Source organism: Pedobacter jaeyakensis (assembly GCF_054461315.1).
Genome location: NZ_CM136921.1, coordinates 717,263 through 744,215 on the forward strand (window position 1 = coordinate 717,263; position 26,953 = coordinate 744,215).

Annotated in this window: 26 protein-coding genes and 2 pseudogenes; 13 read left to right on the forward strand and 15 right to left on the reverse strand. The window is 43.9% G+C overall.

What is annotated here, in order from left to right; all coding sequences use genetic code 11:
- Positions 1-5: 5 nt before the first annotated feature.
- Positions 6-1,088, forward strand: coding sequence for a 3-oxoacyl-ACP synthase III family protein (locus ACXZ1K_RS03295; RefSeq protein WP_458971957.1), 1,083 nt, complete (start codon positions 6-8; stop codon positions 1,086-1,088).
- Here ACXZ1K_RS03295 and ACXZ1K_RS03300 read toward each other — a convergent pair.
- The 5 genes from ACXZ1K_RS03300 to ACXZ1K_RS03320 form a co-directional block, all read right to left on the reverse strand.
- On the reverse strand, positions 1,085-2,584 hold the full coding sequence (locus tag ACXZ1K_RS03300) for a tetratricopeptide repeat protein (RefSeq protein ID WP_458971958.1): 1,500 nt from the start codon (positions 2,582-2,584) through the stop codon (positions 1,085-1,087). The two genes, ACXZ1K_RS03295 and ACXZ1K_RS03300, sit on opposite strands and share 4 nt — an antisense overlap.
- An 86-nt stretch (positions 2,585-2,670) precedes the next feature.
- On the reverse strand, positions 2,671-3,414 hold the full coding sequence (locus tag ACXZ1K_RS03305) for a zinc ribbon domain-containing protein (RefSeq protein ID WP_458971959.1): 744 nt from the start codon (positions 3,412-3,414) through the stop codon (positions 2,671-2,673).
- Complete coding sequence (locus ACXZ1K_RS03310) at positions 3,414-4,511, reverse strand: Nif3-like dinuclear metal center hexameric protein (RefSeq protein WP_458971960.1); 1,098 nt, start codon at positions 4,509-4,511, stop codon at positions 3,414-3,416. The genes ACXZ1K_RS03305 and ACXZ1K_RS03310 overlap by 1 nt, the downstream gene beginning before the upstream one ends.
- Before the next feature lie 3 nt (positions 4,512-4,514).
- The gene (locus tag ACXZ1K_RS03315) at positions 4,515-4,874 is read right to left on the reverse strand and encodes a TM2 domain-containing protein (RefSeq protein WP_458971961.1); all 360 of its coding nucleotides are present in this window, start codon (positions 4,872-4,874) and stop codon (positions 4,515-4,517) included.
- Positions 4,875-4,885: 11 nt separating this feature from the next.
- The gene (locus tag ACXZ1K_RS03320) at positions 4,886-5,191 is read right to left on the reverse strand and encodes a DUF2752 domain-containing protein (RefSeq protein ID WP_458971962.1); all 306 of its coding nucleotides are present in this window, start codon (positions 5,189-5,191) and stop codon (positions 4,886-4,888) included.
- An 83-nt stretch (positions 5,192-5,274) separates the two neighbouring features.
- On the opposite strand from ACXZ1K_RS03320, the gene mfd reads away from it, so the two are divergent.
- The 8 genes and pseudogenes from mfd (at position 5,275) to ACXZ1K_RS03360 (ending at position 12,742) form a co-directional block, all read left to right on the forward strand.
- Entirely contained in the window at positions 5,275-8,616 is a 3,342-nt protein-coding gene (gene mfd, locus ACXZ1K_RS03325; RefSeq protein ID WP_458971963.1) for a transcription-repair coupling factor, read from the forward strand.
- A gap of 44 nt (positions 8,617-8,660) precedes the next feature.
- Positions 8,661-8,827, forward strand: a pseudogene (locus ACXZ1K_RS03330) (DUF3820 family protein).
- 71 nt (positions 8,828-8,898) lie between these two features.
- Entirely contained in the window at positions 8,899-9,135 is a 237-nt protein-coding gene (locus ACXZ1K_RS03335) for an RNA recognition motif domain-containing protein (RefSeq protein ID WP_458971964.1), read from the forward strand.
- A gap of 212 nt (positions 9,136-9,347) precedes the next feature.
- Positions 9,348-10,610, forward strand: coding sequence for a phosphoenolpyruvate carboxykinase (ATP) (locus tag ACXZ1K_RS03340; RefSeq protein ID WP_458971965.1), 1,263 nt, complete (start codon positions 9,348-9,350; stop codon positions 10,608-10,610).
- A 56-nt stretch (positions 10,611-10,666) separates the two neighbouring features.
- Positions 10,667-10,735: pseudogene (locus ACXZ1K_RS03345) on the forward strand (hypothetical protein); the annotation flags it as partial.
- 27 nt (positions 10,736-10,762) lie between these two features.
- Positions 10,763-10,972 carry a hypothetical protein gene (locus ACXZ1K_RS03350; RefSeq protein ID WP_458971966.1) on the forward strand — a complete coding sequence of 70 codons (210 nt, stop codon included), beginning with the start codon at positions 10,763-10,765 and terminating at the stop codon, positions 10,970-10,972.
- Positions 10,959-11,951 carry a class 1 fructose-bisphosphatase gene (fbp, locus tag ACXZ1K_RS03355; protein ID WP_458971967.1) on the forward strand — a complete coding sequence of 331 codons (993 nt, stop codon included), beginning with the start codon at positions 10,959-10,961 and terminating at the stop codon, positions 11,949-11,951. Before ACXZ1K_RS03350 ends, fbp begins: the two co-directional genes overlap by 14 nt.
- Before the next feature lie 542 nt (positions 11,952-12,493).
- Positions 12,494-12,742: a DUF3253 domain-containing protein gene (locus tag ACXZ1K_RS03360; protein WP_458971968.1), complete on the forward strand. Its 249-nt coding sequence runs from the start codon at positions 12,494-12,496 to the stop codon at positions 12,740-12,742.
- 45 nt (positions 12,743-12,787) lie between these two features.
- Here the strand turns inward: ACXZ1K_RS03360 and ACXZ1K_RS03365 are convergent, their stop codons facing one another.
- Positions 12,788-13,018, reverse strand: a complete 231-nt coding sequence (locus tag ACXZ1K_RS03365) for a hypothetical protein (protein WP_458971969.1) — start codon at positions 13,016-13,018, stop codon at positions 12,788-12,790.
- The gene (locus ACXZ1K_RS03370) at positions 13,018-13,227 is read right to left on the reverse strand and encodes a hypothetical protein (protein WP_458971970.1); all 210 of its coding nucleotides are present in this window, start codon (positions 13,225-13,227) and stop codon (positions 13,018-13,020) included. The genes ACXZ1K_RS03365 and ACXZ1K_RS03370 overlap by 1 nt, the downstream gene beginning before the upstream one ends.
- A 150-nt stretch (positions 13,228-13,377) precedes the next feature.
- Here ACXZ1K_RS03370 and ACXZ1K_RS03375 point away from each other — a divergent pair, with 150 nt between their 5' ends.
- Positions 13,378-13,842 carry a lipocalin family protein gene (locus tag ACXZ1K_RS03375; RefSeq protein WP_458971971.1) on the forward strand — a complete coding sequence of 155 codons (465 nt, stop codon included), beginning with the start codon at positions 13,378-13,380 and terminating at the stop codon, positions 13,840-13,842.
- A 23-nt stretch (positions 13,843-13,865) separates the two neighbouring features.
- Here the strand turns inward: ACXZ1K_RS03375 and ACXZ1K_RS03380 are convergent, their stop codons facing one another.
- A complete protein-coding gene (locus tag ACXZ1K_RS03380; RefSeq protein WP_458971972.1) occupies positions 13,866-15,575 on the reverse strand; it encodes an FAD/NAD(P)-binding protein in 1,710 nt (569 codons plus the stop codon).
- Between the two features lie 418 nt (positions 15,576-15,993).
- The gene (locus tag ACXZ1K_RS03385) at positions 15,994-16,371 is read right to left on the reverse strand and encodes a DUF1801 domain-containing protein (RefSeq protein WP_458971973.1); all 378 of its coding nucleotides are present in this window, start codon (positions 16,369-16,371) and stop codon (positions 15,994-15,996) included.
- A gap of 84 nt (positions 16,372-16,455) precedes the next feature.
- Between ACXZ1K_RS03385 and ACXZ1K_RS03390 the strand changes: the two genes are divergently transcribed.
- Positions 16,456-16,632 (forward strand): hypothetical protein, encoded by a 177-nt coding sequence (locus ACXZ1K_RS03390; protein ID WP_458971974.1) that lies wholly within the window; start codon positions 16,456-16,458, stop codon positions 16,630-16,632.
- A gap of 74 nt (positions 16,633-16,706) precedes the next feature.
- Here ACXZ1K_RS03390 and ACXZ1K_RS03395 read toward each other — a convergent pair whose 3' ends face one another.
- A complete protein-coding gene (locus ACXZ1K_RS03395; RefSeq protein WP_458971975.1) occupies positions 16,707-17,813 on the reverse strand; it encodes an NADH:flavin oxidoreductase in 1,107 nt (368 codons plus the stop codon).
- A gap of 217 nt (positions 17,814-18,030) precedes the next feature.
- Between ACXZ1K_RS03395 and ACXZ1K_RS03400 the strand changes: the two genes are divergently transcribed.
- Positions 18,031-18,324 carry a hypothetical protein gene (locus tag ACXZ1K_RS03400; protein ID WP_458971976.1) on the forward strand — a complete coding sequence of 98 codons (294 nt, stop codon included), beginning with the start codon at positions 18,031-18,033 and terminating at the stop codon, positions 18,322-18,324.
- A 15-nt stretch (positions 18,325-18,339) separates the two neighbouring features.
- On the opposite strand, the gene ACXZ1K_RS03405 is transcribed toward ACXZ1K_RS03400, so the two are convergent.
- From ACXZ1K_RS03405 to uvrA, 3 genes are all read right to left on the reverse strand, one after another.
- Complete coding sequence (locus ACXZ1K_RS03405; RefSeq protein WP_458971977.1) at positions 18,340-18,801, reverse strand: helix-turn-helix domain-containing protein; 462 nt, start codon at positions 18,799-18,801, stop codon at positions 18,340-18,342.
- A 91-nt stretch (positions 18,802-18,892) separates the two neighbouring features.
- Complete coding sequence (locus tag ACXZ1K_RS03410) at positions 18,893-19,327, reverse strand: GNAT family N-acetyltransferase (RefSeq protein ID WP_458971978.1); 435 nt, start codon at positions 19,325-19,327, stop codon at positions 18,893-18,895.
- Between the two features lie 71 nt (positions 19,328-19,398).
- Positions 19,399-21,918, reverse strand: coding sequence for an excinuclease ABC subunit UvrA (uvrA, locus tag ACXZ1K_RS03415; RefSeq protein ID WP_458971979.1), 2,520 nt, complete (start codon positions 21,916-21,918; stop codon positions 19,399-19,401).
- Positions 21,919-22,072: 154 nt separating this feature from the next.
- On the opposite strand from uvrA, the gene ACXZ1K_RS03420 reads away from it, so the two are divergent.
- Positions 22,073-23,629: a sensor histidine kinase gene (locus tag ACXZ1K_RS03420; protein WP_458971980.1), complete on the forward strand. Its 1,557-nt coding sequence runs from the start codon at positions 22,073-22,075 to the stop codon at positions 23,627-23,629.
- On the opposite strand, the gene ACXZ1K_RS03425 is transcribed toward ACXZ1K_RS03420, so the two are convergent.
- Positions 23,626-25,014, reverse strand: a complete 1,389-nt coding sequence (locus ACXZ1K_RS03425; RefSeq protein WP_458971981.1) for a PAS domain S-box protein — start codon at positions 25,012-25,014, stop codon at positions 23,626-23,628. The two genes, ACXZ1K_RS03420 and ACXZ1K_RS03425, sit on opposite strands and share 4 nt — an antisense overlap.
- Before the next feature lie 255 nt (positions 25,015-25,269).
- Positions 25,270-26,931 carry a DUF4932 domain-containing protein gene (locus ACXZ1K_RS03430; protein WP_458971982.1) on the reverse strand — a complete coding sequence of 554 codons (1,662 nt, stop codon included), beginning with the start codon at positions 26,929-26,931 and terminating at the stop codon, positions 25,270-25,272.
- Positions 26,932-26,953 lie beyond the last annotated feature (22 nt).

Consider the following 26,953-nt stretch of genomic DNA (forward strand, 5'->3'; position numbering starts at 1 on the left):
TCAAAATGAGCAATACATCAAAATTATACGCTGTTATTAGAGGAACAGGGAGTTATATTCCTGAAAAAGTGATTTCTGGGGATGCATTTTTGGATTCTACTTTTTACGACAATGGCGTAATTCTGGATAAAGATATTTCTGAGATCATCAAGAAATTTTCGGAGATCACGGAGATTAATGAACGCCGTTACATTGACGACAATTTAGTGAACAGTGATATTGCTGCAATAGCTGCGGAGAATGCATTAGAAAGTTCTGGGGTCGACAAAGAATCCCTTGATCAAATCATCTTGTGTCATAATTTCGGAGACATTGCTTCGGGCAGCAATCGAACCAATATGATTCCTGCGCTTGCTGCAAAAGTTAAACAAATCCTAAACATCCAAAATCCCGATTGCTTAGCATACGATATCATTTTCGGCTGTCCGGGTTGGGTGCAAGGCGTTATCCAGGCGAATTACTTAATCCAGAGTGGCGATGCGAAAAGGGTAATGGTCATCGGATCAGAGACACTTTCCAGAATAACCGATCCGCATGATCGTGATACGATGATCTTTTCTGACGGTGCCGCTGCCGTGATCTTTGAAGCCAAAGAATCTGAAGAACCAACTGGCATTATTGCGCACAAAGCGCAAACCTTTGCTGCCACCTATGGCTCACTATTGGTGATGGGTAAGAGTAATAATCCCGCAGAAGATAACGGAAACCTATACCTAAAAATGAATGGCCGAAAACTGTATGAATTTGCAGTGATTAATGTTCCACAAGTGGTTAAAAAGGCCATCGATAAAGCTGGAGTTGACATTAAAGACATCAAAACTGTTTTCATACATCAGGCGAACGGAAAAATGGATCATGCCATCATGAAGCGGGTGTTTAAGCTTTATGGCCTGGATGAGATTCCGGAAAAGCTGGTTCCCATGACTATTTCCTGGTTGGGCAATAGCTCTGTTGCAACAATTCCTACCCTACTTGACCTCGTACTGAAGGGTAAAATGCCAGATTATCAAATGAAAGAAGGCGACTATGCAGTATTTGCCTCTGTAGGAGCCGGCATGCACATCAATGCTGTAGTCTACAGGTTCTAATTTGCAGCTAACCTCGAAAGTCCCGCTTTGGCTTGCGTTTCTATACTGCTTTCATAATCATGGTTCTTCATTTGAATTGCGATATTGTAGAAAGCACGTGCCTTGGATACATTCTTTTGCCTTTCAAAAATCTTTCCTGCTTGTAAAGCAGAATTTGCGGCATAATAATATCTTAAACCTTTACCTTGGTTAATTGCATTCTGAAACTTCAGCAAAGCGTCTTCATCCTTGCCAGTTTCATCAAGAATACGCCCTAGTCGATAGTAATATTCTGTAATGTCCCTTCCCGCAGCAAAATCCTTCGCAGTACTCCCAGAAATTAATTCAGCAGCCTTACTGAAGTATCCACCATCAAACAGTAACCGCGCTTTGAGGAGCGCCTTATTTGGAGGTATATCGTTGGCTTCATTTAGGGCCTGTTTGTCCTTTTCCTGGTAATTATAGCCCGCAGATTTAACATTGCTTACATATCCATTATACCCTTTATTATCCCCCGTAAGCAATTCAATCCAACCAAGACGAAGGTTTGCGTCCTTAATATAATTTACCCCTTTATTTTGCTGTAAAAATTTATTAAAATCCTGCATGGCAGCTGAGTAATCAAGCTTGTTTAATTTTGCCGAAGCTGATAAGTAATCCAGGTAAGGAAATGCCTGATAAGCCCCTCCTGTTGGTCTCGCCGCAAGAATAGCAATTGCCTCGTCATTATGACCGCTCTTACTGCAAACCAAGGCCTGGAGATAGCTTTTCAGCAGACTGCTATTGCTAATCCTGGCACTGTATTTCATCGTTTTCGCATAGGCGGAGGGGCTGTGTGCAATATCATTCAACACGAAAGCATAATAGAAAACCACCTCTTCATAAAAAGGCTCATATTTAGACTGCGGTAAATTATCAACCAGCTTCTCCAGCATGGCTATTCCTTGTTGTACGTTTCCTTTTATCCCGAAAGTCGACAAGGTGCTTTTCAACACACCATCAGGAAGATTGCCCAGAAAAGCATTGATCAAGCCCAATCCTTTACTGTTCAAATGAAAGCCCGGGAATTTTTTGCTGTTTTCCTGAAGCTGCCCATTCGCCTTCTTTATTTCCCGGGCAGCGGTAAAATATTCTCCGTAACGACCCCTTATAAGTGCCCATTGCAGGTTGATCTCCGCCTGGGCATATAAATAATAAGGAGAGTTTTTATCTTCATCTTCAAGCGCGTCCAATCTTGTTGATTTATTTTCTTCCAGCCTGTCAAACTCCTGTTTGCTGTCGTTGGTCAGCAGATAAAAATAGTCCACATAGTTTTCAAGCAAAAGGGTTATACCATTGTTAGGATTGGTCTTCTTCTCCATAGCAATGAGTTGTCTTGCGCTGTTCAATTTAAGCGCGAATATGTTCTCATAAGCATTAAGGCAATTCGCATTGAAGTCAAACTTAGCAGCGCTGCAAAGCGGCAAAAAGAAAGCGAAGAGGAACAGGATTAAACCTGGGCGTATATTTTTTCCCATATATCAGGAGCCGAAAAGATCACAAAACATGCCAAAAAAAAGGGGCCGGTAAGATAACCGCCCCCTCTTTATCGGAAATAATATTTTTAAGCTGGCACAACTTCTAACGTCAAGGCCTCATCTACAAGGATTCTTCCACAGTGCTCGCAAACGATAATCTTTTTACGCTGACGGATATCCAATTGGCGTTGAGGAGGGATTTGATTGAAACAACCAGAGCATGAGTCACGGTCGATTGTTACCACCGCTAAACCATTGTTCGCATTACGTCTTAGTTTGCTATAAGCAGTTAATAAGCGTTCCTCAATTTGAGTCTCTGCTTTTTCTGCTTTTTTAGACAAGGACTGTTCTTCTTTTTCTGTTTCTGAAGTAATTGTTTCCAGTTCACCCTTCTTTACATCAAGGTCTTTTTTTCTGGCTTCCATATCAACAACTGCTTTTTCATAGACTTCAGTTTTCGCTGCAATGTCGAAACCAAACTCTCTGATCTTTTTCTCAGAAACCTGAATATCCAAAGTTTGGATTTCAACTTCCTTAGTTAAAGCGTCATATTCACGGTTATTCTTAACTTCTTTTAATTGTGTTTCGTATTTCTTGATCAGGTTCTGTGCTTCCTTGATCATATTCTTACGGGTTACGATGGCATCCTCAGAATCATCCAATTCAGCTTTAAATTTTTGTATACGTGTTTCCAAGCCGGCAACCTCATCTTCAAGGTCTGCAACCTCCATTGGAAGCTCGCCACGAATCTGGCGGATCTTATCAATCTTAGTATGCAAGTTTTGTAATTCGTACAAAGCCTTTAGCTTTTGCTCTACAGTTTGTTCCATTAAATCAAATAATTTACGGGGTTTGTATTATGCTCCGTTAAACGGATTGCAAAGTTAGGAAATTTTTCTTGAATAATATCTATCAACAAATGAGATGTAAATTGTTCTGTTTCAAAGTGTCCGATATCTGCAATTACCAATTTACCATCCGCATCAAAAAACTCGTGATACTTGAAATCTGCGGTAACAAAAGCATCTGCGCCGGCAGCTATCGCTTCCTGCAATAAGAAGCTTCCCGCTCCCCCGCATACTGCCACTTTTTTGATCCTTTTTGGAAGTATGGACGTATGGCGTACAACAGATGCGTCCATACTCTCTTTCACATGCCTTAAAAAATCTGAGCCGGCCATATCTTGCTCCAGCCAGCCAATCATTCCCGCGCCTATGTGGTCTGTCTTATTGTCTAGCGAATAGATATCGTACGCCACCTCTTCATAAGGATGGTTTTCCAGTAGCGCCAAAACAACTTTCCTTTGCTTTTCGGCTAGAAATATGGTCTCAATACGGGTTTCCTGCTCCTGGTGCAGCACACCCTGCGTGCCAACATAGGGTTCAGTCCCTTCTCCTGCAGTAAAAGTCCCTGTGCCATCAGCATTAAAACTACAGTCCGAGTATTTTCCAATATTTCCCGCCCCCGCAGCAAAAAGTGCGGTTCTCACTTCATCTGCGTGTTCGTTGGGCACAAACGTCACCAGCTTTTTCAACAGGTTCTTTTTGGGGCTTAAGATCTTGGCATTCGTTAACCCAAGCCGGTCGCATATCACACGGTTCACACCGTTACTCACATGATCCAAATTGGTATGGATGGCGTATAAAGCAATATTATTCTTTATTGCTTTCATTACCACGCGCTCCACATAGTTTTTGCCGTTAAACTTTTTTAGTCCTTTAAAAACGATGGGGTGATGGGTGATGATCAAATCGCACCTCAGCAGTATAGCTTCGTCAACTACCGCTTCAATACAGTCCAGGGCTACCAGGGCAGAATGAACCTCCTGATCCGGATTGCCCACCAATAAACCGGAGTTGTCATAATCTTCCTGATATTGTAAGGGCGCAAAATCTTCAAGGTGCTTAATTAAAACAGATAACCTCATTTACTATTGCAAGTTTGTCATTTTAACCATTTGCAAGCTCTCGAAAACCATACGCTGGTTGTATTCAAAAGCCAGGTTTTTATGGTTAATCAAATCAATAATTGTACCTATAAAACAAAGTCCCACTGTAAAAAAATATAAGATTCCCATACCGATCTGGTTAACCAGGAACCTTGGCAATCCCGGAATAAAAAATCCCAGTATACAGTACAGCACCATGTCGTCAGGATTTCTCCGCTTGCTGCTGTAGATCATTAAAAACCCTCTCAATTGCTGTTCACTAAAGCCTGTAGTTGCAGTTTGTAAGTACGAGTACTCTTGGGGCGTAATGCCCGGTAGCGACATAAATGGTGAATCAAACATATCCTTTTCTCCTATATTAATTTAAATCTTCTAAAACGCTTCAACTCAATTTTCGTCAGCACCATAATCCTGTATAAAAGGATCAGCAATGCTGGTATTCCAAACCAGTGCAGCTTTAGGCTATCGCTCAGGTTACCATGCAGCAGTTGGGTAATAGATCGCCCAATTCCGCAACCAGGGCACCAATCAAAACCCATCGCCGCTAAGGGGCATAGTGTAAAATGATCCTCCTGTCCTGCTGGCACTGGCTGCGCCAGGGCAAGTAAGGTGAGTGCTACAACCCAAAACAACAGTTCTAATGGTATGTAGCTGAGCATTTTCATTTTATCCCTTTATTTTTAGATAGATTAAAGCCTATTTTGTTACAGCTAAAGCTAATCATAAATATTACATTTGTGGTGTGAATATCCGCGACCTGATAAACAGATATAAGGAAGATGAGCGTGTCGTCAACCTTGCAAAATCGCTCAACCTGGGTAAAGGAACCAAGATCCAGTTAAAGGGCTTGGTGGGTTCTGCCGATGCTGTCATTTCAGTAGCCTCCTATTTTCTCCTGCATAAACCCATGCTGTTTATCCTGCCAGACCGCGAGGAAGCTTCCTACTTTCTTTCTGATTTGGAAGGAATTATAGATAAGGAAGTTTTATTATTTCCCTCTTCATTCCGTAAGGCATTTGATTTTACGCAGGTAGACACGGCAAATGTTTTGGCAAGGGCCGAAGTGCTCAATGAGCTCAACCACCATTCTGAGTTTGGTAAAATAGTGGTTTCATACCCCGAAGCGATTGCCGAAAAGGTGATCGACCGCACAGTCCTGGAAAAGAACACCCTCGAAATTCACCTCAACACTAAGTTAAGTATTGACTTCATCAACGAGTTCCTGATAGATTATGATTTTAACCGTACAGATTTTGTGTACGAGCCTGGTCAATTTTCAATCCGTGGCGGAATCGTTGACATTTTCTCCTTTTCGCATGACCTCCCTTACCGGGTAGAGTTTTTTGGAGACCTGGTAGAGAGCATCCGGACTTTCGAAATTGAAAGCCAGCTTTCTGTGGAAGATGTGAAAACACTTGTGGTGATCCCGAATGTGCAATCCAAATACCTGACGGAAAACAATATCAGCATTCTAGATTATATCGATAACGACACCCAACTCTGGTTTAAAGACGTCGAGTTTACTTTAGACATTGTTAAATCAGGGTATAAAAAAGCTGTCGAGCTGTGGAAAGCCCTTCCGGCAAAAGAAAAACAGGAGAATCAAGACTGGATAGATCCCAAATTTGCCTTTACAGACGAAAAGATGATGGCAGATATCTTCCAGAGCTTTGTGGTCACAGAATTCGGCAAGCAGTTTTTTTACAAAACCGATCATGTTTTTCAGTTCGATACTAAACCGCAGCCTTCCTTTAACAAAGACTTTAGCCTGCTCATCCATAACCTGAAAGAGAATGAAAAAGAGGGAACACACAATTTCATCTTTAGCGCTTCGCCAAAGCAAACTGAGCGTCTGTATGCCATCCTGGATGATATAGACAAGACTGCAAAATTTACGCCCATCAATATTCCTTTAAGAGAAGGTTATATCGATCGTCAGCAGCATGTTGCATTTTATACCGACCATCAGATATTTGACCGTTTCTATAAATACAAGCTTAAAAGAGGCTATCAGCGCAGTCAAGCCATAACCCTAAAAGAACTTCGCGATTTAAAGCCAGGCGATTTTGTCACCCATATTGACCACGGTATCGGCAAATATGCCGGACTGGAAAAGGTGGAAGTAAATGGCAAAACCCAGGAAATGATCCGCCTTGTTTACGCAGATAACGATTTGCTGTATGTGAATATCAATTCCTTAAACAGAATTGCCAAGTACAGCGGTAAGGACGGCACTCCGCCAAAAATGAATAAGTTGGGTACTGAGGCCTGGGATAAACTCAAGAAAACAACAAAAAAAAAAGTTAAAGACATCGCCAGGGACCTGATCAAACTTTATGCATTGCGTAAGGCACAGGTGGGGACAGCCTTTGACCCAGATGGCTATCTGGAAACAGAATTGGAAGCGTCTTTCATTTACGAAGACACGCCCGACCAGGTAAAAGCAACCAGCGACGTAAAAAGGGACATGGAGGCCCCGCATCCTATGGACAGGTTGGTGTGTGGCGACGTAGGTTTCGGCAAAACAGAGATTGCTATCCGTGCCGCGTTTAAAGCCGTGGCAAATGGCAAACAGGCCGCGGTGCTGGTACCTACAACCATTCTTGCGCTACAGCATTTCAAAACTTTTACCGGAAGGCTAAAAGATTTCCCCTGTACAGTAGACTACATCAATAGGTTTAAAACTGCAAAGCAGATCAAAGAAACTTTGTCTAAAGTAGCAGAAGGCAAAGTAGACATCGTGATTGGAACTCACCGATTGCTCAGTAAAGATGTGAAGTTCAAAGACCTGGGTATCATGATCATTGATGAGGAACAAAAGTTTGGCGTTACGTCAAAAGAAAAGCTGCGGGCATTGCGGGTAAATGTAGATACGCTTACCTTAACGGCTACCCCAATTCCACGTACCCTTCATTTTTCTTTGATGGGCGCAAGAGATTTGTCCATCATGAGCACCCCACCGCCAAACAGGCAGGCGGTAAATACAGAGTTGCATGTCTTCAACGATAAATTGATCCAGGAGGCGGTGCAATTTGAACTGGACAGAGGGGGGCAGGTATTTTTCATCCACAACCGTGTAAACGACCTTCCGCAATTGGGAGGATTGATCCAAACATTGGTACCAAGGGCGAGGATCGGTATCGCGCACGGACAACTGGATGGCGATCAGCTGGAAGATGTGATGTTAGATTTCATAAACGGCGAGAAAGATGTATTGGTGGCCACTACCATTATTGAGGCGGGGCTGGACATTCCGAACGCCAACACCATCATCATCAACCATGCACACATGTTTGGGCTGAGCGATTTGCACCAAATGCGGGGCAGGGTAGGCCGATCCAATAAAAAAGCGTTCTGTTACTTGTTGAGTCCGCCACTATCCACACTCACCTCAGAGGCCAGGAAGCGCTTAAGTGCGATAGAAGAGTTTTCAGACCTGGGCAGTGGCTTTAACATTGCCATGAGAGATTTGGACATCCGGGGCAGTGGTAACTTGCTGGGCGCCGAGCAAAGTGGCTTTATTGCAGAAATTGGTTTTGAAATGTACCACAAGATTTTGGACGAGGCCATACAAGAACTAAAATCAGACGAATTTAAGGACCTCTTTAAAGATGAGAAAGAGCGGCCATTTGTGGCATTCACACAAGTAGATACCGATTTGGAATTGTACATCCCGGATGATTATGTGACCAACATCACCGAGCGCTATAACCTATACACAGAAGTTTCAAAAATAGAGAACGAAACACAGCTAAAAGCATTTGAACTGAGCCTTAAAGATCGATTCGGGCCGGTTCCTGCGCCTGTTAAAACCATGCTTAACGTATTGCGATTACAATGGGTAGCCAAGCAACTGGCTTTTGAAAAAATCAGCTTTAAGAAAGGTGTGCTCAGGGGGTATTTTATTACCGACAAGCAATCCCAGTTCTTTGATTCGAACATGTTCAATAAGATTTTGCTTTTTGCACAAATACATCCGCGCCTATGTAATCTGAAAGAGGTGAAAGACAGCTTGAGGATTGCGTTTGACAACCTGAACTCGGTAGATGAAGCGGTAGAGATGTTACAGTTAGTCATAAAATAGAAAACATGAACCCACAAATACTGAAAGATCTGGTTACCATGAAAATGCCGTTTGGCAAATACAAGGGCCGGGTCATGTGCGATCTTCCGGAGACTTATTTGGTTTGGTTCCATCAGGAAGGCTTCCCCCGGGCAAGTTGGGCGAAATGATTGCCACACTTTATGAGATCAAATTGAACGGACTAGAATACCTTTTAAAACCATTAAGATAATTATTACACCAATCACAATATATTTATAAATCCCCCGTTATCAAGACAGGTTAATATCTCCCCACCACCAAATGACTAAAATTTTTGTCGGAGGCTTAAGCTCCGAAATATCCGAAATAGAGCTAGTTGGCTTTGTAAGTGCCTACGCTTCTGTAAGCACCATAAAAGTAGTACGTGACAGAATCACCAAAAAATGCAAAGGCTACGCTTTCTTAGAAATGGAAAGCAAATCAGAAGCAGATAAAGCCATTGAATTAGTGGATGGTTTGCAATTCAAAGGAAACCGACTTACTGTTAAAGCTGCATGAACTCCTACCTAATTTGAGAAGATTATTTCTTGGCGGCTAGGAAAAGCCAGCTCCACATGACATGAGATTAACCGATGTTTTGTTAAAAAAATTTTATCACCAACTTCCTGTAAGATAGCATCTTAAGGGGTGTGTATTTCTCACAATAAGCTGATTTTCTTTGGTTTACACGCAAAAATGTAGTTAGATTTGCCCGACTAACTTATTACTGTATGAACAAAGGTTTTACCATTAAACCTGGCAGGGACTATCCAGGCCTGTCAGGAGAATTGGCCCGTTATCAGCGTTCGCCAGAGGCATTGAGCATTTGCGCTATTGAAAACGGCGAAGGAGTAATTACTTCCACTGGTGCGCTGGCCATCGATACCGGAAAATTTACCGGGCGCTCGCCTAAAGACCGCTATATTGTCGAGGACGAGTTTACTGCTGACTCTGTATTTTGGGGTGACGTGAATATTCCTTTTGACGCAGGCAGGTTTGATACATTGCTCGCTAAAATGATTGCTGCATTGGATGGTAAGCCCTATTATGTTAGGGACGCGGCTGCTTGTGCTGATCCTGAATTTCAAATTCCAATCAGGGTAATCACGGAGACCGCCTATCAGAACTTATTTGCACATCACCTGTTTCTTCGTCCTGATGAAGCGAATTTCTCTCAAAAGGTAGATAATGGTTGGATCATTCTCGCCATTCCTTCTTTTCTGGCTGATCCAAAAAAAGATGGCACAAGACAAACCAATTTCAGTATCCTGAATTTTTCAAGACGGATGATCCTAATCGGCGGTACGGGCTACACCGGCGAAATCAAAAAAGGGATTTTCTCCGTGCTAAATTTTCTTTTACCGGCTAAAGAAGTACTGCCCATGCATTGCTCGGCCAACGTTGGTAAAAAAGGTGATACCGCCATATTTTTTGGCCTTTCAGGTACTGGCAAGACAACTTTATCTGCAGACCCCTATCGGAGACTCATTGGAGATGATGAACATGGCTGGTCGGCAAGCAAGGTATTTAATTTCGAAGGGGGTTGCTATGCTAAGGTGGCCGGATTGAGTCCGGAGAAAGAGCCTCAAATTTTCGCAGCCGTTAAGCCTGGGGCGCTGTTGGAAAATGTAGATTTCTTCCCCGCTTCTAACATCGTAGATTACAACGACATTTCTAAAACAGAAAATACGCGCGTAGCTTACCCTATCAATTATATTGATGGCGCCGTAGTACCGTCAGTAGCGGGAATACCCCAGAACATTTTCTTTCTGACTTGCGATGCTTTCGGCGTTTTGCCTCCAATCTCTAAACTGGATGCCGGACAGGCCATGTTTCATTTCCTAAGCGGTTACACAGCAAAAGTTGCCGGTACAGAAACGGGCATTTCAGAACCGCAGCTAACTTTTTCAGCTTGTTTTGGGAAGGCATTTTTACCTTTAAACCCTGTTCGCTATGCATCATTACTTGGCGAAAAGCTTAAAAATTCTAAATAAACGTTTGGCTGGTCAATACCGGCTGGATTGGTGGAGGGTATGGCACCGGAAACCGGATCAAGCTTAGCTATACAAGAGCTATTATTGCTGCTGCTTTATCTGGTGAACTGGAGAAAGCTGACTACCAAAGCGATGAGATCTTCGGACTAAAAATGCCTTTGGAATGTAGTGGTGTGCCAGCGGAAATCCTCAACCCGAAAAACACCTGGCAGGACAAAGACCTATATGATAAAAAATCGGCAGAACTTGCCGGTGCTTTCATCCGCAATTTTGTTCAGTATAAGGCTTATGCCAGCTCAGAGATGCTGGAGGCATTTCCAAAAGTATTACGCAAACAAGGATCTACTTATGCCCATAGCTAAAACCCTCGGCCAGTTTATCATAGAAAAACAGGCCGACTTTCCTTTTGCCAAAGGTGAACTTTCCAGGTTACTGCGCGACATCGGCATAGCGGCTAAAATTGTAAACCGGGAGGTAAACAAAGCCGGCCTTGCAGACATCATAGGCAATGCTGGAACTATCAACATCCAGGGTGAAGGCCAGCAAAAACTGGATGTTTTTGCCAATCATCAGTTTATCTCGGCCTTAACCAGCGGTGGTGAATGCTGTATTGTGGCTACAGAGGAGGAGGACGAGTTTGTGCCTATCGACTCGCCCGTTTCTAAAAATGCTAAATACATTGTGTGTATCGATCCCCTGGATGGCTCGTCTAACATTGACTGTAATGTAGCCGTAGGTACGATATTTTCCATCTATCGTCGTAAGTCTACTGTGGGCGAACCCTGCCTGAAAGACGTATTGCAAAAAGGTACAGCACAGGTTGCAGCTGGCTACATCATCTATGGTTCCTCTACCATGCTGGTATACACTACTGGAAATGGGGTTAATGGATTTACTTTGGATCCCTCAATTGGTGAATTCTGTCTCTCACATCCAGAAATGAAAACTCCGGAAACAGGGAGTATTTATTCGATTAATGAAGGGAACTATGTCCATTTTCCAGAGGGGGTAAAAAAATTCATTAAGTATGTTCAGGTTGAGGATTCAAAAACAGGCAGGCCATTTACATCTAGGTATATCGGGTCTATGGTTGCTGATATCCATCGCAACCTAATTAAAGGTGGTATCTACATTTATCCTACAACCGCAAGTTCTCCTAATGGAAAGCTCAGGCTTTTATACGAATGTAACCCAATGGCTTTTATTATTGAGCAGGCCGGGGGCAGAGCCACAGATGGACATCAAAGAATCCTGGATATTGATCCCTATGAACTCCATCAGCGATGCTCCATTTTTATCGGCTCAAAACAAATGGTTATGGTAGCAGAAGGCTTTATGTAAGAGTGTGGGATTTAACATTTTGGCAAGCCCTGTTCTTCTGCATAAAATCCCGAATATACGGCCAGTTTAGTGGATATTACTGGACACTTTTGTTGAAAGTCCCACTTAGAAAGCTCCTAGATAGCAGGCGTAAAAATAAGGGTATGATACCACTTACAAAGGAGTATGATAGGTGTCGAGAAGGTGTTTGACACCTATGAAACCCGAATGTAACTCTTACGAAACCGCATTATTTATTACAGCCATATAGGAAACAGGACTGGTGTAAAGCTATACTAGACACTTCGATATGGCTTTAGGAAAAGCCTGTCTATTCTCTGTGTTTGCTCTGTCTTTGCTCTGTGTCTGCTCTGTGTATACACAGAGAACACACCCCTTAAAGGCCGATTTTTGTCCAAAAACAGTGTTCTTTGTATGCCAGGCGTATAAAAACTGGGAAACATCAAAGAATGTATTCGCTGGCATCTATAAACAATGTGATAAAAAGGCTGTTCTCTTTAAATGAACCGGAGATCGAGTGCATTAATTAAAAAACCCTGTGTGTGAATTTGCAAGAGAAAATATCAGCCAAAATTCTAGCTGTTGCTGAGGAGCGTGGCCCTGAAAAAAGTACTTGCCCCTCAGAAATCGCGCGTATGTTATTTCCTGAAGATTGGCGAAAGTACATGAAAGAGGTAGTGCATGTTGCCGTAAATTTGCATCATCGCGATAAAGTCGTCATCACCCAGAAAGGAAAAACTGTAGATGTTACTCAAATTAAAGGGCCGATACGGATTAGGATTATTTCTTAACCCCTCGTATTAGCGCGCCGTAGTATGGATTACCCAACTGAACAATTAAATTTCCCAGGCATAAATTTGACTTCCAATCTCATCAGCTAAACCCGCACTGATTTGACCAAAGCCATTCCAGTATACTCCGGCAGCAGTAATCTCTGGATAAAGATCGGCTACCGGCATTTCATCCTGCTGAACACGGTAAACTCCGTCCTCCAGGGGAAGTACGGTCAGCACCCTATCCTCAATCTTAATATAATAGGGATCGATGGTATGGTAAAACGCAGCCATTACATATTGTGTTCTGTGATCAGTTCTCCAATTTGCTGTACAAAGCCATCTTCCAACTCATCTGCAGTAGTCCATTTGACCTGATCGCCATCGGCAACCGTATAGATCACCCCTACTTTTTCTTCTCGTTCCATAATCCTATATAACCCGTTTTCCTGGGGTTCAATAGTAAACTGGTCTTCTAATAATTGTACGTCAAATGATTCCATAAGATTTCCTTTTATCAATTAACAACCACAAGCCCTAAGTGTTTTGCCTGCCTTTATGAATTCCTTTGAACAGCTGGTGAGGCAATCCCTATTATGGTTTCTGTAAACAATGTGGCCTAACCGCTGTTCTCCTAATATTTAAAACTTATTATGGAAAACTCAGCAGTTAAAACTATTGATCTAAACGCGTTTGCAGGCAAATGGTATTCTTTATATTCCATTCCAACCTTGATGGACAAAAATTGGAAGCAAACCACAGAAACATACACCTTGGTTGAAAATGATCATTACGATGTTTACACCACTTACCACAAAGAAGGTAAAGCGGAAGAAAAGTCCATCACCTCAAAATTATTTTTTGACGAGTCTCATCCGGATGGCGAGATGAAAGCACAGTTTTTATGGCCCTTTAAAATTGGTTACCGCATTATTGAACTTGCAGACGACTACAGCTATGTTGTTGTTGGTCATCCTGACGAAAAATACCTGTTCATCATGGCAAGAAAACCAGACCTGGACCCAAATACGGTAATTGACCTCATAGAGATAGCAAGAGCCAATGGCTATGATATTGAAAAATTGGAGAGTCAGCAGCATGAAGGCCAACTGGCTTAGTGTGAACCAGCCAGTCCTCCTTCCTAATCTTTCGCCATTCTATTGATAATTGCTTCCGAAGCGGCTTCTGAGAAATCCAGCCCGGAATAATCCGGGTTAAATCCGCCAATGTAGGGTACCGCCATCATATAAATCCGGTCGTTAAAAGCTCCATAAGCGTCAACCACCTGAAAATGGTCGTTGATGGCTATTCCTGATACCTTCAGGTAATAATTGCCCTGAGTGGTAACACTCACCGGTTTTCCCAATTCCATTGCTTCTTCTGCGGCCTCAACGGTACGGAATCTTAGTTTGGCGGGACTAACTGTGTCGTTCTCCGTCAAAGAACGAAAAGGGAAATCATCGAAAGACAGATGGGGCTGTCCAACGCAATCCACATAGGTCTGGTAATGCATTTCCACCTCCTGTCCCTGCTCATCCTGGTAATGGTAAATTGCCCCCCTGCCCGGGCCGGGTTCTACACTGCTTTGTTCCCCAACCGGAATCAGATCTAGCACGCCTGCCTGGTGAAGCGCCATCAGCTCTGCGCTGGAGCTTTGCGGGATATAGGCAATCACAATAGAGATCAGGGGACTTAAAGATTTTTGCAGTCGCTGCATATCTTCAGCCGACAGGTATTTTGCCGGGTAATTCAGGGCAAAGCTCAGCACGCCAAGCATCTCTTTCCAGTACACAGACTCCCGGCGTTTAATCGATTTTTCTGCCTCTGCATATTCTGCCTTCAACAGTTGAAAGGGATCGAGTTTTTCGCGTAGATCCATCATTGCCGCCACAAACTCTTCCAAATTCATGTCCTTAATCTTTTCGAAAAAATCAGGATTCTTTAATTTAATCGGCAACTTAAAATCGTGCTCAAAAACATAATCCAAGGATAGGAAACCATCGTTGTCTTTTATGTGTTGTTCAATCTCTTCTTTACTCAACAATGCGTCGTTCCCAAGGTGTGAATCTTCCAGGTGAAACCTGACAGCTGGCAGCATTCCGTTTCGGGTATGCATCATCAGCTTAAAGTTTTCACTGCCAGGCCTCAAAGAAAAATGCAGTTTGCCCTGCTCGTCTTTACCGAATTCTCCATTATGCCTGGCCAAGGTTCTGATCGCATCTACCGCAGTAAGCGAAGATCCTTTGAGCGCAATAGAATGATTGGCCTGAAAAGCTAGCTTGGAAGGCGGGTATGGGGAATCAAAATAACCTTCAACTTGCCCTTCATGTTTCCGTGGCCAATTGTGTCCGGTGCAGACAATCACCTGGTCAAAAATGAATCTTTCCTGCCCGTTGATTTCTACAATCACTTCGCGCTCTTTAGGCCGGTCGATAATGTCTGTCACTGTACTTTTATAATGAACCAGAAAAGAAATTCCCTCCTCAATCGCCTTCTTCTGCAACAGGCTAAACTGGTCAGACAGGTATTGTCCAAATAGCAGCCTTGGAAGTACTTTATATTCGTTAAATCTTTCTGGATCTATATGGTATTTAAGCAGTGTATCTTTTGGAACGGAATGTACCCAGTCTGCCAGGGCGGTAACTAACTCCGGTATTTCATTACTGGACACATTGGTGATGTGCTCATCATTGGCGCCATCTGTACTGTAGGGCATCCCTTCTCCTAGCTTATTTTTTTTTTCAAAGATTTCAATGTGCAGGTTCTCTATGCCCGACTCAATTAATCTCTTAAACATAAAAAGGGCACTTGGCCCTCCGCCCAATATGGCAATTCTTCTGTTGTTGTTCACGCTAATTCGGTGGCTGGAAAGTGCCGATCATCCAACAATGGTTTAGCTGAAAATGTTTTGCCGCACAAGCTTAAATTGCTGGAATATGCGATAACTTGGCCAGCATTATGCTGTAAATGTGATTTGCACCCCTCCATCTATCGTAAAAAGCACTTTGGTAAGGTAATTAGCGGTACCGGATATCTTTTGGTTTCCTTGCCTTTTTAACCCCCAAAAAGAACAAAACCACTGCCCATATAAGCAGGATAACAATGATGGTAGCTAAGAAAATGGCATTCCTGAGCTCGGCAGTAAAAAGACAGCCCAGCGGTTTTACCTTGGTGTTTCGAAAAAGGTGAGTACCCGGTTTCAGATAGGAGTTAGCTATCAATTCAGGTAGTAAAGGCTTTTTAGTTCTGTTCGGGAGAGAAGGATTGATCTATATCGGACCCGCTATCCACTTTTTGATGATGTTTGCTAACTGCGGCCGGGCTACTTCGAACTGAACTGGCTTTTTAAGGTCGATAACCGCCCTGTCATTTGATTTCCATTGCAGAAGCTTGGAATCGTCCATGATCCATGGCTCAGCCAAGGGGACAGCTTTTACGCCCAAATGAAGAATCAAATTTAACGCACCAGGTGGATGAACCCTTAGCGTGATTCTATCGTTACCCTTAAATGTATAGTTTGGCCCGTTCCATTTTACGTTCTCTTTCATCCCTTGGTCTGCATTTAAGATAATGGCTCGCAACTCTTCAATTTGTTCGCGTAGCGGATGGTTTAACTGATTTAAAAGTTGGGTTACCTCAGGATTCATTTGCATATAGATTAGCCCTAAGATAAGATATTACCAAAACATTTTGTTTTCTCAGTTTGTTAAAGCATTACTAACCAATAAATCATGAAAACAACAAGTAAAACAGACAAAAGAACTAAGATCAGCATGCCTAGTTCCAAATTCAATCCAAAATACTATTTCCATGCCGACGAAGACTTTAGAGAAGATTGGGGTTGGGGCAAGTCAAAAACCATCGCATCTAATGTAGTTTCCAGGCCTGTAAATCAGTTTGAAATTTAGCTTGAAATGTTGATCCCGATCAGATCAACCTATCTGTTATTTCGATAAAATCAGTTCGGTTTTGGATCTCGTAATTATGCCATCACCAGGTGCCCTAGCGCTTCTTTAGTAAAAGTTCTCAATTCGGCATCACGACCATCACGGATCTTCTGCACCCAGAAAGGGTCAGCCAGGATAGGACGGCCCACAGCTACCAGGTCAAAATCTCCACGGTCCATACGTCTTACCAATTCGTCTAACGAGCTAGGTTCAGAACTATCGCCCCGGAACGCACCAAAGAAATCACCAGATAGACCTACTGACCCAACGGTTATCGTAGCCTTTCCGCTCAGCTTCTTCGCCCAACCGGCAAAGTTCAAATCAGAACCCTCAAACTCCGGCTCCCAGAATCTGCGCTGCGAGCAATGGAAAATATCGATTCCGGCATCCGATAAAGGGTTTAGCCAGGCTTCCAGTTCCTGCGGGCTTTTGGCTTGTTTAAAATCGTAGTCCGAAGGCTTAAACTGTGATAAGCGAATGATGATTGCAAAATCTTCTCCAACCCGTTTCCGCACTTCTTTAATCACTTCTACCGCGAAACGTGTGCGCTCCGGCAAGGTTTTACTCCCGTAAGCATCTGTCCGGTCATTTGTACCTTCCCAAAAGAACTGGTCGATCAGGTAGCCATGTGCCCCATGCAGTTCCAGGCAGTCAAATCCCAGACGCTTCGCATCTGCTGCTGCCTGCCCGAATGCGGCAATGGTATCCGCAATATCCGATTCGGTCATGGCCTTACCATTGCTAAATCCGGGACGGGTCATACTGGATGGGCCTTCAAAAGGGACTGGAGGTAGCCAGCCGGAATGGTGGTTATCCATCACACCCATGTGCCAGATCTGCGGACCCATGCTGCCCCCAGCTGCGTGTACGCCGGTAATGACATTTTGCCAGCCTGAAAGCGCCTCTTTACCATAAAAATGCGGAATGTTGGGATCGTTTGAGGAAGAGGGCCGCTCTATTACGGTGCCTTCTGACAGGATCAGCCCGACTTCGCCCTCAGCTCTTTTTCGGTAATAGGCCGCAACGTCTGCAGTTGGTATGCCATTCGGTGAAAACGACCGGGTCATCGGTGCCATCACGATGCGATTTTTAATATTTAAGGTTTTCAGCGCGAATGGCTGGAATAGACTTTTGGTGTTCATTGTAGTTCATTATTAGTTGTACATGATCAATAGCACAAAAATATCTCCGATTTTCCCAATAAAAGGTTCAGCTGATTAGAAATGACATTGGGATGCTTTCAAAAGGTTAGTCCAGATCATACACTATTGTCCTGATCGGAAGCTGAATGTTGCCCCTGTCTACTCCCTGCCCATTTAAGAATCGGGGCACCATTATTGGATGGTCATGTAAAAACATATGATTTCTATTAACAACGTACAACCATTAAGCCCTGAAAGTTTATTTGATCTGTTAAAAACTGAATTTCCTGCCTATGTCAATCAACAGATTGGGAGTAACCTGGCTGTTGAATTCGCGCATGTATCTGATATCGTTAACATCAGCTTTCCAGAAGTTATTGAGGGTAACGCCTATACGATCACCGTTGGTGATAACAGCCTGGAACTTACTGACCATACTACGGAGGGAACCTATAATACGGAATTATTGGAGCAACACTTAGTCGCTTTTCTGACATTAAACGCAGGTTAGTCTGCGATAGGCCAATTATCGGATCAGGTAGTAATAGAACAGCGCTTTCACAATTTGGCTCATGCGGCGTTTGCCTGTTACCCAATCGGAAATACTTTCCCGGTCTATACCCGTGTCAAATGCGATTTGCTTGATGCGGATGCCTTTTTGCAGCATCATCTTTTCAATCCAGGCAGTGGTGACTAAACTGGCTGGTGAAGCCTGGAATGTTTCCGGGCTGACGATGATGTTGTACAAAGGCAAATGTTTCCTGAACAACTCTTCTGTCCGTGTAACCAGTGTGGCTTCGGTCGCATATTTGCCTGAGGTGGTTTCTCCCTGCGCAGTTTCTACTTCAATAATTTTATCCACAGCGGACAAAACTTTGAAGTTAATATTAGACTGTTCTTGGTGGCGGCTGGCCGCTTTATCCAGTTTGATGATCTGATCTGCGCTGAGGTAAGGTGCTAATAAATCGATGTTCTGTATGCTGCTCATTTCCTAAATTTTAGATCAGTTTTGTTTCAATACACCTGAATATCGTATCAACAACGTTAGCGTGTTCTGGTTTAAATTTTTTAAACTTAGGCTAACTGTTCCAATTGTCAAAGCTCAATTCAAACTTCGTCTCCCCATTCGAATAGCTTCCTACGTTATCCCAGCCCTGAAGTGCATAAAACCGCTCTGCACGTGTGTTCGGTGCTGTTCCCAGCATTATTTTATCTTTGGTTTGCTTAAAATACCAATCGATCATTAATCGGTGCAATTCTTTTCCGATCCCTTTTTCAGCATGTGCAGGATCAACAAATAATGCCCATACACTTTTCTCTTCCAAATCAACAATGGAAAACCCAACCACAATGCCATCAACTTCGCAAACCCAACCTTTTCCCTTCACAGTGATGTAGTATGCCACGTCTTTATCGGGTACTAAGTCTGGGTTACTTAACGTATTCTCCTTAACCAGGTGTCTAACAACTTGCATCTGCTTAATATCAGACAGTTGGGCTCCCCTATACTTCATGAATTAAAATTAATTAATTTGCTGCAACTAAGCAATAAGTCGTATTGGCCAATACTCAAATTTGTTGTGCCTTAAATATATTTTGCCAGATAAGGTGCTGTGCGGCTGCTTTTAACACTGACGATTTCGCTTGGTATACCGGCTGCTACAATCTTGCCTCCCACCTCACCTGCGCCGGGACCAATATCAATTACCCAGTCGCTGCCAGCAATAACATGCATATCATGCTCCACCAGGATCACCGTATTCCCCGCATCTACTAACCGGTTCAGTTGCAGCATCAGCCGCTCCACATCCGAAGGATGCAGACCAGTGGTCGGCTCATCTAAGATATAAAGTGTTTGGCCATGCTGGGCACGCTGCAATTCCGTTGCCAGCTTAATGCGCTGGGCCTCGCCCCCGGATAGCTCTGTGGCAGGCTGACCAAGGCGCAGGTAACCTAACCCTACTTCGCGCACCACTTCTAAAGCCCGACAGATAACTGGTTCTTCGTCAAAAAAATTGGCTGCATCATCAACCGTCAAACCCAGTACTTCGGCAATGTTTTTCTCTTTGTAGCGGATCTCCAGGGTCTTGGGATTATAGCGGGTGCCACCGCAAGTCGGACAAGGCGTATACACGCTCGGCAAAAACAGCAATTCTACCATTACCATCCCTTCACCCTGACAATGCGGACAGCGTCCCTTCGACACATTAAATGAGAAGCGGCCTGCATCGTATTTCCGGGCCTTGGCCATCGGTGTGGTCGCAAATAATTTGCGCACATGATCAAACAGTCCGGTATAAGTGGCCAGGTTGGATCGCGGTGTACGGCCAATAGGCTTTTGATCAACTACTACCAGACGCCTGATGTTGTGCATCCCGGAAACAATACGCCCATCCAGGGCCTGCAATTCTGTTTGCTCCAGGGGATCAGCTTCATTTTCGCTGGTGCTGTCTATTTGTACACCTAAATGCCGGGAGACCAACTCGACCAGTACCTGGCTCACCAGGCTGCTTTTACCAGAGCCGGAAACGCCTGTAACGCTCGTGAGCACACCAAGCGGGAATTCCGCCTTTAGCTGATTCAAGTTGTTGCGCGTAACGCCGGCGAGTTTTAGCCAATCTTTAGGAATTCTTATTTGATTGTCGGCCGTTTTGGGGTTCTCATACAGATAATGACGGGTCAGCGAAGCCTTTACATTGCGCAAACCTGAGGGGATGCCACTATAGAGAATATGCCCTCCCTGCTCTCCCGCCAAGGGGCCTACATCCACGATCCAGTCGGCATGTCTGATCACATCGATCTCGTGTTCTACCACAAAAAGGGAGTTACCCGATGCTTTCAACCTGTCCAGCGCCCGCAGCAGCGCTTCGGTATCAGCCGGGTGCAAGCCTGCAGACGGCTCGTCTAAAACATAGACCACCCCAAATAAGTTGGACCGTACCTGAGTAGCTAACCTTAAGCGCTGTAGCTCGCCGGGCGATAACGTAGGCGTGCTGCGACTAATACTCAGGTAACCTAGACCAAGGTCCAGCATCACCTGTAGCCGAGCCAGGAAGTCTTCAGCAATACGGCGGGCAACAACAACCTTTTCAGGATGTTTCGCTTCGATTTTTTTAAACGCTATCGCTTCGCCTTTGGCATATGGCTCAAAAATGATGGCTAGTTTATTTAACGCCAGGTCCGAAAGCTCGGCAATATCGTACCCAGCAAACTTTATGCTTAGCGATTCCTGACGGAGGCGCTTGCCATGGCAAAGTGGACATGCTGTGCTTAACATATATTGTGAGACCCGCTTTTTCATCAGCTGGCTTTGCGTAGTGGCAAAGGTATGGCGTACATAGCGGCGTGCTCCCGTAAACGTGCCCATATAATCAGGCTGGCGTTTGTTTTTAATAAAGCGCTGGATCTCCTCATGAGTATACCCGGAATATACAGGTACAACAGGCTGGTCTTCGGTGAACAGGATCCAGTCTCGATCTTTCTTAGGCAGGTCTTTCCAGGGAATATCGATATCGTAACCCATGGTAGTGAGGATGTCGCGCTGGTTTTGTCCCTGCCATGCAGAAGGCCATGCAGCAATCGCTTTTTGTCTGATGCTCAGTCGATCATCGGGCACCATGGTTTTTTCATTGATCTCATATACCCTGCCAAGGCCGTGACATTCGGGACAGGCGCCTTCCGGAGTATTCGGTGAAAATGCTTCGGCGTAAATGATCTCCTGCCCTTTCGGGTAGTCGCCGGCGCGGGAATAAAGCATCCTTAATAAATTAGCTAAAGTAGTAACGCTGCCCACGGTTGAGCGTGTGCTGGCAGAACCCCGTTGCTGCTGTAAGGCAACAGCAGGCGGCAGCCCTTCTATCTCGTCTACCTCTGGAATAGCCATTTGATTAAATAAGCGGCGGGCGTATGGCGAAACTGATTCCAGGTAGCGCCGCTGGGCTTCGGCATACAGGGTTCCAAATGCAAGGGAAGATTTTCCCGAACCTGATACGCCCGTAAAAACCACCAGCGCATCCCTGGGGACTTCTACGCTCACATTCTTCAAGTTATGCTCACGCGCACCCGTCACTTTTACAAATCCCTTAAATTCCATTGCCTTTTCCATTGTTCGAAGAACAATCTAACAGGCCTGTATGTTTGTTTGCCTATCCGACATTTACCGTCAAAGATTGACATTTACTGGCTTATTTCAATTAGCTTTGACTACATTAGGCTTAATTGAATTATTAAACTCAACACTTTTCCTTCTTAGCTCAAAAATGAATGAATTTAATAAGTCTGGATTCCCTCCGTTAATTATTACTGGACAGACAAGCAAAGCCGGGACTAATGAAACTGGGTTAACATTTAATTACAGGAACATTCTGGACACGATCACGGAAGGGATTTATGCGATTGGCAAAACCGGCAGGTGTGTATATGCCAATAGCGCTTGTTGGCGGACACTCGGGTTCAACTCGGACAGTGAACTGCACGGAAAAAATATGCACAGTTTGATTCATCACAGCCATCTGGACCTGACCGAGTACCCAGCCGAGAGCTGCAAGATCGGAAAGGCCATTCGGGAAGGCATTGAAATTATTGCGGATGACGAGGTGTTTTGGTCCAAATCCGGCGTGGCAATCCCGGTACGTTACCACGCCTATCCTCAATATGAAGCGGGACAGTTAATTGGTGCAGTAGTGAGTTTTTACGACATCAGCACTGAAATTCAACAAAAAAAATTATTGGAAGCCAGCGAGAACAAGTTCAGGAACATTTTTGACAATGCCCATGCCGGAATCGTTTATTTTGATAAAAACAATTTTACGTTGTCTGCCAATCCAAAATTTCTTGATCTTGTTCAATATTCTCTGGAAGAACTCAGATCAATGCACATTACCGATCTGATAGTGGAAGATGACTGGAACAGGGAAGAAACGATCAGGAATGAATTGCTTAACGGTGAGCGGGAAAGCTACAGTATGGAAAAGCGCTATGTCCGCAAAGACAATACCATCGTTTGGGTAGTCAGCCATGTATCGGGATTTAAAGAAAATAAGGATTCGCCTTATCATTTTGTTGCCGTAGTAGCTGACATCAGCAAACGAAAATCAATGGAGTTCCAGTTGAAGGAGCGTAACGAATCGATGAATAAGTTCATTTCGATTATTTCCCATGACCTGCGCAATCCCGTGGGTTCAATTAAGAGCCTGGCCGCGTTGATGACCGAGGAGTTGTCTGCCGGTGACATGGATTCAATTACGGAATATGTGCAATTGATCACCAGTCAGGCCGATCATACCCTAAATTTATTGATCAACCTGCTCGATTGGAGCAAATCGCAAGTTATTTTTGAAAAATTCCAGCTGGAAGAGCTCGAGCTGCCACACATTATTCGTGAAACGGTAGATCAGGTTAAACTGATGGCCTTTAACAAATCAGTTAAGATCAATATTATTGTTCCGGACCATTTAAAAGTTCACGCCGAAAGGAACATGCTCGCCACTGTGCTCCGTAATCTACTGACAAACGCGATCAAATTTAGTTATGAAAACAGCGAAATTAACCTAACCGCCAAAACGGATCTCAAAAACATAACCATAAGCGTTGAAGATCATGGCAAGGGAATGTCGGAAGCAATCAAGGACCAGCTTTTCGACAATGGCGTATCAGTTTCTACACCTGGCACCTCGAATGAAAATGGCACAGGGCTTGGTTTATTACTTAGCAGAGAGATTATTGAGTTAATGGGCGGAAAGATCTGGGTGGAAAGCGTAGAAAATAAGGGCACGACATTTTATCTTACATTAAGGAAATCCCGGAATGAAGTCTAAATCAGGTCGTCCGTTAGTTTGGTGATGTCTACAATCACCTGTTCCAGTTCTTCGGCAGCCTTCTTTAGCATAGGGATGATTTCAGCGTTCGGCGAATCGTCCAGACTGCAAAGCTGGGTAAGCCCAAGAATGGCAGCCAATGGTGCACGAACGCGATGGGATTGGATCCAAGCGATCTCCCGTAGTCGCTTATTTTGGTCTTCAATTTTATTCAGATAGGCTTGCGCCTCGGTGATGTCCCTCAAAAAGCAGTTCACGCCAATGACTTCCTCATGTTGGTCACGGATCGGATTAAATGAGAGATCTTCGTAAACCTGCTTGCCATCGAACTCCCTTTGCCTGACAACGCTGAAAGCTTCGCCTTTAAAGGCCCGTTCATAACTTTCGAAAAATACTTTTACCCTTTCCTCTTCAAAATCGACTCTGGTTACCTCCGCCTCATCTTTGCCCGTTAGCTCCTTTACCCGGTCCCAAAAAGCCTGATTACCAGTGATGATATTTCTTGCTTTATCAACGGACCAGATTAAGTCCCGCGTATTATTGATGATCGCCCGGAGGTTCTGTCCGTCGTTGTAAATCTTTTCCTGAATTTTCTTTTGCTCGGTAATATCTACAAAATAAACTGCTATGCCATCCTTGGTCGGGTAGACATTCATCGATCCCCAAACTCCAAGAGGGGCATAAAGATCTTCGAAATGCACACTGACCCTTTCAGTCATTGCCCGCTCGTATTCGGTATGAAAGCGACCCTCGCGGGAACGCGGAAAGAAATCCCAAAGGTTTTTGCCGATGACTTCATCCCTCGTGCAGGACAACGCCTGTTCTGCCGCTTTGTTGATAAAAGTTACCTCCCAGCGGCTGTTCAAGGCATAAAATCCATCTGTGATGTTATCTAATATGTTCTCTAATTCAGCGGATTTCTCACTTATAACTTGCTCAGCCCGCATTTTTTCGTCTATGTTGATGATCAACACCTGCCGGGCATCTTTGCCCTCAAACGTAGTTCGATGGGTATAGACGGTAACATAAAAGCGTTGCCCCGCTTTATTGATATGGAGTAAACGGCCGGCGTTTACGTGTCCTTTCGGCAGGGCTTGATGGAATTTGATGAGCGCCGGAATCTCTTCCGGAGGACGGATATCGGTAAGCTTCAGTTGCATGAACTCTTCACGGGTATAGCCATATTGGCCAATGGCGGCATCGTTCACCGCCAGGAATCGGAAAGTCTGGTCGTCATAAATATACATTGGGGTGGGAATGCATTCAAAGAGCCGTTTATAATCTTCTGCCCTTTGTTCCTGGTTTTGCCAGTGCCTCCTTAGCCGGAAATAAAGCAGCAAACTCATGATGAGTATTAAAGCCAATGCAACACCAGCGACATTCATAGGGTTAAGAATTTAATGCTTTATGGAGCATGTACGACAAGGTAAGTTATTTATTTGGTCATCACTCCTAATTTCTTGCTTAAAGAACAGTTTCTGCATGATACGGATTTTGGCGGCGTCTCGGGTATACCGAATGAGTTGAAACAAGTTCGCCTACAGCGTTCCATCAAAACCAAAGGATAGCAGATCATTGTCAGTTACACAAAATCAGGATCGCAAATTATCCCCTAACGCTCGCATGGCTACCCAGCTATCTTATTTCGCTAACCAAATTAAGCCCTGGCGACTGAAATTGCCTTGCCTTAAGGTGATCTTGTTCCGGAAAATATGGTAGTTTCCGCTGCCGTTTGGGATATTATTAAAATCGACAACATCCGCAGGGCTTTGGCCGGTATATATTGCCATCACATTTTTAAGATTTTTAGGATTTACCCAACTAATCAGCACACCATACCCTGTTCCCTCATAAATATTCTCCGCTACAATCTTATCGTTTGTTATCAAAAGCGGGATTTGAGGCATGTACTTCTCCAGGAATTTATTTCCCTTCGGTGATCCCCATACAGATAGATTATATTCCGAAAGGTCCATTTTTAACGCCGTAGTATCCGCAACAATTTTCGCATCTTTCAGGACAGGAACAAGATTTTTAAACTTTTCCATAAATTCCTTTAGCCTCAACTCGGCCTCTTTATCTGGCTCATTACTAGACACAATAAAAAGTATATTTTTCCTCGAATAGATATCCCCTATCGTCGGCATTACGTCTAAATCGGGCTTCCTGATTGCTTCCGTTTCTGCCATCCATTGATCAATATCGTTTTGCTTTATTTCCTTGAATGCAGCAATTATTTTCGGCATAAAGCTGTCCAAAGTCGGGTAAGTACTCCGGTTTGCTTCATATACTTTCAAGGCTTTAAGTAAGGGATTTAGGTAGATCCAGCGTTTGCCTTTTTGATTTCTTACATAGTTCTGTTCGGCGGCATCTTCGCCGAATTTCTGAGCAGCCATGCGGCAGGCTATCGCTTCGGTAAAATGCTCTTTGACTACCGATTGCCAGGAAGCGTAAGCTTGTGCCTGCATGGATTCCTTAATCGGAGCCCACATCCACTCAAACTGGTTAAATTGGGCTTCTGTTTTTTCAACCGCAGGATTGGCAAATGAATGCGCGAACTCATGCCATAATAAGCGATAAAGGGCAGCGATGTCAAATGTAGGCACTCGGATCGCGCTTTTTTCAGGAGCGATTATGGCATATAACTCAGCCCCGTTTTTTTTAAAGATCCGCGGACCAAAATTGCCCCAGCCCAGGAAATTTAGGATCACATTGAACTGGATATTTTTCCCTTCTCCGGCACCACAATAGTTTAATAATCGGTTCTTTTCATCGAAATTTGGCAAGTTGTAGGTGAGCGTTGCCAAAGAAATCTTGTACAAATCTGCATTGCTGTTAAAAAAAGCGGGATAATCGGACCTCACTAAAAAATCCTTCATCAACAGCCTTAGTGAATCCAATGCGGGAACCTTTGCCTCGGGTACATCAATATCCGCCCGCCATTCCAGATCATTGGTCATGTGCAACATAAACCACATTGGGGCATCAATTGAATTAAAGAGCCCGCCGTATAGCCCTTTTTCTTTAACATAGTTAAAAAGAGCATGCTGTTGAAAAGGCGCAAACCGGGAAGCAATTTTTCCTTTATAATCCAGTTCGATGAAGTTCACTAATGGTATCCCGCTCATCACTTCCATCGTATGAAACAATTCAATCCTTGGATCTACGGTGAAATTGACTCCATTCATCACAATTTTATAGGCTCTGAATTTTTCCTTGACGCGCTTGGCTTTACCTGTTGCAGTAAAGGACAGAAATAGAATTGTGGCAAAAGTTAATGATGCCTGTAATAGTTTTTTCATTCTTAAATTAGCTATTTTTTTA

What these genes read in the sequence shown, in the direction of transcription:
- ACXZ1K_RS03295 (WP_458971957.1), top strand. Translation starts at nt 6, where the DNA reads ATGAGCAATACATCAAAATTATACGCTGTTATTAGAGGAACAGGGAGT.
- ACXZ1K_RS03300 (WP_458971958.1), bottom strand. Translation starts at nt 2,584, where the DNA reads ATGGGAAAAAATATACGCCCAGGTTTAATCCTGTTCCTCTTCGCTTTC.
- ACXZ1K_RS03305 (WP_458971959.1), bottom strand. Translation starts at nt 3,414, where the DNA reads ATGGAACAAACTGTAGAGCAAAAGCTAAAGGCTTTGTACGAATTACAA.
- ACXZ1K_RS03310 (WP_458971960.1), bottom strand. Translation starts at nt 4,511, where the DNA reads ATGAGGTTATCTGTTTTAATTAAGCACCTTGAAGATTTTGCGCCCTTA.
- ACXZ1K_RS03315 (WP_458971961.1), bottom strand. Translation starts at nt 4,874, where the DNA reads ATGTTTGATTCACCATTTATGTCGCTACCGGGCATTACGCCCCAAGAG.
- ACXZ1K_RS03320 (WP_458971962.1), bottom strand. Translation starts at nt 5,191, where the DNA reads ATGCTCAGCTACATACCATTAGAACTGTTGTTTTGGGTTGTAGCACTC.
- ACXZ1K_RS03335 (WP_458971964.1), top strand. Translation starts at nt 8,899, where the DNA reads ATGACTAAAATTTTTGTCGGAGGCTTAAGCTCCGAAATATCCGAAATA.
- ACXZ1K_RS03340 (WP_458971965.1), top strand. Translation starts at nt 9,348, where the DNA reads ATGAACAAAGGTTTTACCATTAAACCTGGCAGGGACTATCCAGGCCTG.
- ACXZ1K_RS03350 (WP_458971966.1), top strand. Translation starts at nt 10,763, where the DNA reads ATGCCTTTGGAATGTAGTGGTGTGCCAGCGGAAATCCTCAACCCGAAA.
- fbp (WP_458971967.1), top strand. Translation starts at nt 10,959, where the DNA reads ATGCCCATAGCTAAAACCCTCGGCCAGTTTATCATAGAAAAACAGGCC.
- ACXZ1K_RS03365 (WP_458971969.1), bottom strand. Translation starts at nt 13,018, where the DNA reads ATGGCTGCGTTTTACCATACCATCGATCCCTATTATATTAAGATTGAG.
- ACXZ1K_RS03370 (WP_458971970.1), bottom strand. Translation starts at nt 13,227, where the DNA reads ATGGAATCATTTGACGTACAATTATTAGAAGACCAGTTTACTATTGAA.
- ACXZ1K_RS03375 (WP_458971971.1), top strand. Translation starts at nt 13,378, where the DNA reads ATGGAAAACTCAGCAGTTAAAACTATTGATCTAAACGCGTTTGCAGGC.
- ACXZ1K_RS03385 (WP_458971973.1), bottom strand. Translation starts at nt 16,371, where the DNA reads ATGAATCCTGAGGTAACCCAACTTTTAAATCAGTTAAACCATCCGCTA.
- ACXZ1K_RS03390 (WP_458971974.1), top strand. Translation starts at nt 16,456, where the DNA reads ATGAAAACAACAAGTAAAACAGACAAAAGAACTAAGATCAGCATGCCT.
- ACXZ1K_RS03395 (WP_458971975.1), bottom strand. Translation starts at nt 17,813, where the DNA reads ATGAACACCAAAAGTCTATTCCAGCCATTCGCGCTGAAAACCTTAAAT.
- ACXZ1K_RS03400 (WP_458971976.1), top strand. Translation starts at nt 18,031, where the DNA reads ATGATTTCTATTAACAACGTACAACCATTAAGCCCTGAAAGTTTATTT.
- ACXZ1K_RS03405 (WP_458971977.1), bottom strand. Translation starts at nt 18,801, where the DNA reads ATGAGCAGCATACAGAACATCGATTTATTAGCACCTTACCTCAGCGCA.
- ACXZ1K_RS03410 (WP_458971978.1), bottom strand. Translation starts at nt 19,327, where the DNA reads ATGAAGTATAGGGGAGCCCAACTGTCTGATATTAAGCAGATGCAAGTT.
- uvrA (WP_458971979.1), bottom strand. Translation starts at nt 21,918, where the DNA reads ATGGAAAAGGCAATGGAATTTAAGGGATTTGTAAAAGTGACGGGTGCG.
- ACXZ1K_RS03420 (WP_458971980.1), top strand. Translation starts at nt 22,073, where the DNA reads ATGAATGAATTTAATAAGTCTGGATTCCCTCCGTTAATTATTACTGGA.
- ACXZ1K_RS03425 (WP_458971981.1), bottom strand. Translation starts at nt 25,014, where the DNA reads ATGAATGTCGCTGGTGTTGCATTGGCTTTAATACTCATCATGAGTTTG.
- ACXZ1K_RS03430 (WP_458971982.1), bottom strand. Translation starts at nt 26,931, where the DNA reads ATGAAAAAACTATTACAGGCATCATTAACTTTTGCCACAATTCTATTT.